The organism is Candidatus Rokuibacteriota bacterium, assembly GCA_016209385.1.
Taxonomy (GTDB): domain Bacteria; phylum Methylomirabilota; class Methylomirabilia; order Rokubacteriales; family CSP1-6; genus JACQWB01.
In genome coordinates this window covers 1-6,365 of sequence record JACQWB010000104.1, presented here as the reverse complement: position 1 = coordinate 6,365, position 6,365 = coordinate 1, and the positions used below count along the sequence as shown (strand labels likewise).

The window sequence follows — 6,365 nt, the reverse complement described above, 5'->3', positions numbered from 1 at the left end:
GCTCGCCTTCCTCGCCTTCGTCGTCGCCACGATCGCGTCGGAGAACCGGGTGCCCTTCGACATCCTGGAGGCCGAGTCCGAGCTGGTCGCGGGCTTCCGCGTGGAGTACAGCGGGATGAAGTTCGCCCTCATCCAGCTCGCCGAGTACACTCACATGTTTGCAGTCTCGTGTCTGGGCGCCCTTTTGTTTCTGGGCGGCTGGCTCGGCCCGGCGTTGCCCGGCCCGGTCTGGTTCCTCCTGAAGGCGGTCTTCATCTTCCTCCTGGTCACCTGGGTGCGGTGGAGCTTCGTCCGGGTGCGCGTGGACCAGATCCTCGGCCTCTCCTGGAAGGTGCTCCTGCCCGCGACGCTGGCGTTGCTCATGGCCACGAGCGTCGTGGTGGCCCTGGGAGGCGGCGGTGCGTAACGGGTTCCTCCGGGAGAGCTGGGAGGTGGCGAAGGCTGTCGGCCTGGCTATGGCTGTCACGTTCCGCAACCTCTTCAGGAAGCCGGTGACGGTGCGGTACCCCGACGTGACGCGGCCCTACCCCGATCGCTTCCGCGGAGTCCTGGCGCTGGTCTATGAGGAGACCGGCGAGGAGGCGTGCATCGGCTGCCGGCTCTGCGAGTACGTCTGCCCGCCGCAGGTCATCAAGGTGGAGATGCTGAAGGGCGAGAAGCGCAACTACGCCAGGACGTTCACGCTCGAGCTCTACGCCTGCGAGTTCTGCGAGCTCTGCGTCCAGGTCTGCCCCACCGACGCCATCATCATGCTGAAGACGTTCGACCTGGCCACCTCGGACCGCCGCGAGCTGCTCCTGGACAAGGACCGGCTCCACCATCTCGGGCGCCAGTTCGCCCCCTCCTGGGCCACGGGGACCCGGCTCCGCGCGATGCAGGCTCCTCCCAAAGCCGAAAAGGGCGCAGCCAAAGAGGGCGGCGAGTGAGCCTCGGGGCGGCGGCGTTCTGGGGGCTGGCCCTCGTGCTCCTGGCCTCCAGTCTCGCCGTCGTCCTCTCCCGGAATCTCTTCCACTCGGTCCTCTACCTGGCCGTCGCCCTGGTCACGACAGCCGGGCTCTTCCTCCATCTCGAGGCCGAGTTCCTGGCCGCGGTCCAGATCCTCCTCTACGCCGGGGGCGTGGTCACGATCGTCGTCTTCGCCATCATGCTCACCGAGCGGCTCGTGGGCGAGCGGCTGACCCAGACCAACCGTCAGCTCGCCAACGGGGCGATTGTCTCCGTCACGGTGCTGGTGGCGCTCCTCCTCTTCCTGACGCGGGGGAATCTGCCCCGGGAGCGCCCGCCGCTCACCGGCGATCTCACGCAGCAGATCGGCCGCGACCTCCTGACCCGCTTCGTGCTCCCGTTCGAGCTGCTGGCGGTCCTCTTCCTCGCGGCGCTCCTCGGAGCGCTCTTCTTCGCCCGGCGGGAGGATTAGCACGTGCGCCGGGGCGCCGTGCCTCGCTTCGGACCTCCTCGCCTCGACGGCGTTGGCTCGCTCGGGCGCCTCCGCTGGCCCCCCCATCCCCCCGAGGCGGGGGGTAGTCGTCGCGCCCCAACTTCGCTGGAGCGCTCCGAGCGCTACGGCGCCCTGCGCTTCGCCCGCCGCTACGGCTCGTCGGACTCGCTCGGCACGGCATCCCCGGCGCCCCTGCCTGCGCAGCGACGAGGCGCCGAGCGAGGACGGGCGCCCCGGCGGCAGGCCTCGGAGGTTCTCTGATGGGGCTCCAGGCGTACCTGATCCTCGCCGCCTGCGTCTTCGCCATCGGCCTCTTCGGCGTCCTCACCCGCCGGAACGCCATCGGCATCCTCCTGGGGATCGAGCTGATGCTCAACGCCGTCAACGTGAACCTGGTGGCGTTCGCCCGCTTCTCGGGGGATCCCGCGGGCATGATCTTCACGCTCTTCACGATCGCCATCACCGTGGCCGAGGTCGCCGTGGGGCTCGCCATCGTCATCCTGATCTTCCGGGTTCGGCTCACCGTAGAAGCTGACCACCTGGACCTCCTCAAAGGCTAGCGCGCCCAATGAGAAGGCCAGCATCCGTTCGAGCGCGGGCTTTGCCCGCGCAAGCGATTCCTGGGGGAGGCCTCGGAGGGGGCCCGGGTACCCGCGCCGAAGGCGCGGGTGTCCCCCTCCGATTGACCTAGCGCGCGTGCCCGACGGTCCGGCCGCCTTCGCGCTGGTCGCCCTCTGGCTGCCGTTCGGGGCCTTCGTGCTGCTGTCCGCGATCCCTCCGCTCCGCCGGACCGGCCGCCTGGCGGGCCGGCTCTCGATCCTGGCCGTCGCGGGATCGCTGGCGGCCGCGATCCTCTACTGGCGCTCCCTCGTCGTTCCCTACGAGCTCCGCTGGGCCTGGCTCCCGGCCGCCGATGGCCCGCTGGCCACGGTCGGGCTCCTCCTCGACGCGACCTCGGCTGCGATGCTCGTGCTCGTGGCGCTGGTGTCGTTCCTGGTGCAGCTCTACTCCCTCGGCTACCTGGAGCACGAGTCGGCGCCGGCCCTGGGCCGCTACTACGCCTACCAGTCGCTCTTCGCCTTCTCGATGATGGGCCTGGTCCTCGCCTCCAACTTCCTCCAGATGTTCATCTTCTGGGAGCTGGTCGGGCTCTGCTCCTACCTGCTGATCGGCTTCTGGTACGCGCGACCCGAGGTGGCCCGCGCGGCCGTGAAGGCGTTCTGGACCACGAAGGCCGGAGACCTCGGCTTCATCATCGGGATCGTCCTCCTGTGGAATCAGAGCGGAACCTTCGACTTCACGCGCCTCTTTTCCATGGCCCGCGACGGCTCGCTCGCGAGCGACGGGCTCGGGCTCATCATGTTCCTGATCTATCTGGGCGCCGTGGGGAAGAGCGCCCAGTTCCCGCTCCACGTCTGGCTCCCCGATGCCATGGAAGGACCCACCCCGGTCTCCGCCCTGATCCATGCCGCGACGATGGTGGCGGCGGGCGTCTACCTGGTCACCCGCGTCTACCCGCTCTTCCTCCTGACGCCGGAGGTGCTGACGCTGATCGCGTGGGTCGGGGCGTTCACGGCGCTGCTGGCGGCCACTCTGGCCCTCGTCCAAGCGGACATCAAGCGCGTCCTCGCCTACTCCACGGTCTCCCAGCTCGGTTACATGATGGCCGCCCTCGGCGCCGGGGCGCTCGGCGCCGGGTTCTTCCACCTCCTCACCCACGGAGTGTTCAAGGCGCTCCTCTTCCTCGGCGCCGGCGCGGCCATTCACGCCGTGGGATCGAACGACGTCTTCAGGATGGGCCGGCTCGCGCGCGTCATGCCCCAGACGGCGATCGTGTTCGTCGTCGGCACTCTCGCCCTGTCAGGGGTTCCCCCGTTCGTCGGCTACTTCTCCAAGGAGGCCGTGCTCGCCGGAGTGTGGGAAGGGGGCCAGATGCTCCCGTTCCTCATGCTGACCCTCACGGTGTTCCTCACGGCGTTCTACATGTTCCGCGTGGTCTTCCTCGCGTTCTTCGGCGCGCGCCGCGCCGACGGGCACCCGCACGACCCGCCGCTGGTGATGGCCGGGCCCAACTGGCTCCTCGCGGGGCTCTCCCTCGGGCTCGGGATCGCTGTCTGGCTCGGCATGAAGTTTCCGGCCGCCTCCGAAATGCCTCACGCCCCGGGGTGGCTCGCGGCGCTCTCGCTGGCGCTGGCGCTCGGGGGGATCGCCTTCGCCTGGCTCACCTACCAGCGGCGCCTCATCAGCCCCGAGGCGCTGGCGGCCGCGTTCGGCCCCTTCCGGCGAGCCGCCGAGCGGAAGTACTGGCTCGACGACCTCTACGAAGCCACCTACCGCGGCGTGATCCTCGCCCTCTCCTGGCTCATCGGCTGGGTGGATCGCTACCTGGTGGACGGGATGGTGAACGTGATGAGCGCCTGGACGCTCCGCTGGGGCGATCGGCTCAGGATGATCCAGACCGGCCAGGCCCAGGACTACCTCTACGGGGTGGCCTTCGGCCTCGTCATCGTCATCATCTGGAGCCAGTGGCGATGAGGGGGCTGCCGCTGCTCTCGCTCATCACCTGGTCGCCCTTCATCGGGGCGCTCCTCATCATGTTCACCGCGCGCCACCACCCGCTCGCGGTGCGGTTCATCGCCGTCGCGACTACCGGCCTCTCACTGGTGCTCTCCGTTCTGGTGTACGCCGCCTACGACCTCCGCGCGGCGGGGTTCCAGTTCACGGAGAAGCTCTCGCTCGTCCCGCCGCTCGGGATCAGCTACGAGCTCGGGGCTGACGGGATGAGTCTCCTGCTGGTCCTTCTCACCGCGATCATCATCTTCTCCGGGGTCTTCGCCTCGTGGACGATCCAGGTGCGGAGCCAGGAGTTCTACGCCCTCCTCCTCACGCTCGTGACCGGCGTCTTCGGCGTCTTCGTCTCCCTGGACCTCTTCGTCTTCTTCCTCTTCTACGAGCTGGCCGTGCTCCCGATGTACCTCCTGATCGGGATCTGGGGGACCTCGGCTCGAATTGCGCCGCGCGGGGTCTTCGCGTGGGCGATCCGTGAGACCGGCGTGGGTTCCAAGGAGTACGCGGCGATGAAGCTGACCCTCTACCTGCTCATGGGGTCGGCCTTCATCCTGGTCGGCATCCTGGCCCTCTACTTCGCCGCCGGGGGCACGTCGTTCTCGTTCCTCGATCTGGAGGAGGCGACCTTCGATCCGACGGTCCAGCGCTGGGTCTTTCTCGCGTTCTACCTGGGGTTCGGGACCCTGGCGGGGATCTGGCCGCTCCACACCTGGTCCCCCGACGGCCACGCCTCGGCGCCGACGGCGGTCTCGATGCTCCACGCCGGCGTGTTGATGAAGCTGGGCGCGTACGGCGTCGTGAGGATGGGGATGGGGCTCCTGCCCGAGGGGACCCGTGACTGGACGACGCTGATGGGCATCGTCGCCTGCGTCAACATCGTGTACGGGGCTTTCTCGGCCATGGCGCAAACCGACCTCAAGTACGTGATCGCGTACTCCTCGGTCTCGCACATGGGGATCGTCCTGCTGGGCGCCGCGACCCTCACCGAGGCCGGCGTGAACGGCTCGGTCTTCCAGATGTTCGCCCACGGGATCATGACCGGCCTCTTCTTCGCCCTCGTGGGGCTCGTGTACGAGAAGGCGCACTCCAGAGAGATCTTTCGCATGGGAGGCTTCGGGCGCTGGATGCCGGGGATCGCCACCGCCTTTACCATAGGGGCGCTGTCGTCCATGGGGCTCCCGGCCACCGCAGGGTTCATCGCCGAGCTGCTCACCTTCCTCGGCACCTGGCGCTCGGCGCACCCGTGGTGGCTCTTTCCCGCGGTCGCGGGGACGTTCCTCACCGCGGTCTACGTGCTGCGGGTTGCGAAGCAGATCTTCTGGGGCCCGGTCCCGGCCCACGGCGAGTTTCACGATCTCCCCGACGCGCGCGGTCCCGAGTGGGTCGCGCTGGTGGTCCTGAGCTTCTGCCTCGTGCTCTTCGGGATGCTGCCGGCGCTCGCGCTGAATCTGGTGGATACGTTCACGGTGCCCTTCCTGGTCCGCCTGGGGGTGACGCCGTGACGGGGCTCGGGCTGGAGCTGGGGCTGGCCGTCCTGATGCTGGGGGTCTTCTTCCTGGGGGTCTTCTCGCGGAGCGAGGACCGGAGCCGCGTCGGCTACCTCGCTGCGGCGGGGACCCTGGTCCTCCTCGGGGAGTCGTTCTTCGTCCAACCGCGGGAGCCGCGCTTCGGTGGCGCCTGGGCCGCGGACGGGCTGGCGCTCTTCGCGAAGCAGCTCTTCCTGGGCGCGACGCTGATCGGGATCCTCGGCTCCCTCTCGCTCCGCGAGGCCGCCTTCCGCCGGCGGGCTCCCGAGTACTATCTTCTGCTCCTCGCGTCGCTCCTCGGGATGCTGGCGCTGGCCTCGGCCCGCGATCTCATCCTGCTCTTCGTCGCGTTCGAGCTGATGTCGATCCCGCTCTACGTGCTGGCGGGGTTCCTCAAGCGCGAGCCGGAGGCCGTGGAGGCGTCGCTCAAGTTTTTCCTGGTGGGCACCGTCTCCTCGGCCATCATGGCCTACGGGCTCTCGCTGGTGTACGGGGTGACCGGGACGACGTACCTCGCGGGCGTCGCGAAGGCGCTCCCGGCGGGCGACCCGCTGCTGATGCTGGGGCTCCTGGCCGTCCTGGCCGGTTTCGGCTTCAAGATCGCCGCCTTCCCTTTTCACATGTGGGTCCCCGACACCTACGAAGCGGCCTCGACGCCCTTCGTGGCGTGGCTCTCGGTCGCGCCCAAAGCGGCGGGCTTCGTGGCGCTCTTCCGCGTCTACCTCGAAGGCGCGAACGAGCGCGCGCTGGTGTGGGTGCCGATCGTGGCGGGGCTGGCGGCCATCACGATCGTGGCGGGGAACCTGATGGCGCTCCCCCAGCAGAACACCAAG

At 68.9% G+C, this 6,365-nt stretch carries 7 protein-coding genes; all 7 read left to right on the top strand.

All coding sequences use genetic code 11. The features are described 5' to 3' along the window. A partial coding sequence (locus tag HY726_07125; protein MBI4608760.1) for an NADH-quinone oxidoreductase subunit H occupies positions 1 to 406 on the top strand: 406 nt, incomplete at its 5' end. Next, positions 399 to 926: an NADH-quinone oxidoreductase subunit I gene (locus tag HY726_07120; protein MBI4608759.1), complete on the top strand. Its 528-nt coding sequence runs from the start codon at positions 399 to 401 to the stop codon at positions 924 to 926. The genes HY726_07125 and HY726_07120, both read left to right, overlap by 8 nt. Continuing rightward, the gene (locus HY726_07115; protein MBI4608758.1) at positions 923 to 1,417 is read left to right on the top strand and encodes an NADH-quinone oxidoreductase subunit J; all 495 of its coding nucleotides are present in this window, start codon (positions 923 to 925) and stop codon (positions 1,415 to 1,417) included. Before HY726_07120 ends, HY726_07115 begins: the two co-directional genes overlap by 4 nt. Before the next feature lie 281 nt (positions 1,418 to 1,698). Further along, complete coding sequence (gene nuoK / locus HY726_07110) at positions 1,699 to 1,998, top strand: NADH-quinone oxidoreductase subunit NuoK (GenBank protein ID MBI4608757.1); 300 nt, start codon at positions 1,699 to 1,701, stop codon at positions 1,996 to 1,998. Between the two features lie 136 nt (positions 1,999 to 2,134). Further along, positions 2,135 to 3,973 carry an NADH-quinone oxidoreductase subunit L gene (gene nuoL, locus HY726_07105; GenBank protein ID MBI4608756.1) on the top strand — a complete coding sequence of 613 codons (1,839 nt, stop codon included), beginning with the start codon at positions 2,135 to 2,137 and terminating at the stop codon, positions 3,971 to 3,973. After that, positions 3,970 to 5,508 carry an NADH-quinone oxidoreductase subunit M gene (locus HY726_07100; protein ID MBI4608755.1) on the top strand — a complete coding sequence of 513 codons (1,539 nt, stop codon included), beginning with the start codon at positions 3,970 to 3,972 and terminating at the stop codon, positions 5,506 to 5,508. Before nuoL ends, HY726_07100 begins: the two co-directional genes overlap by 4 nt. Continuing rightward, on the top strand, positions 5,505 to 6,365 hold an 861-nt coding region (locus tag HY726_07095; protein ID MBI4608754.1), incomplete at its 3' end, for an NADH-quinone oxidoreductase subunit N. The genes HY726_07100 and HY726_07095, both read left to right, overlap by 4 nt.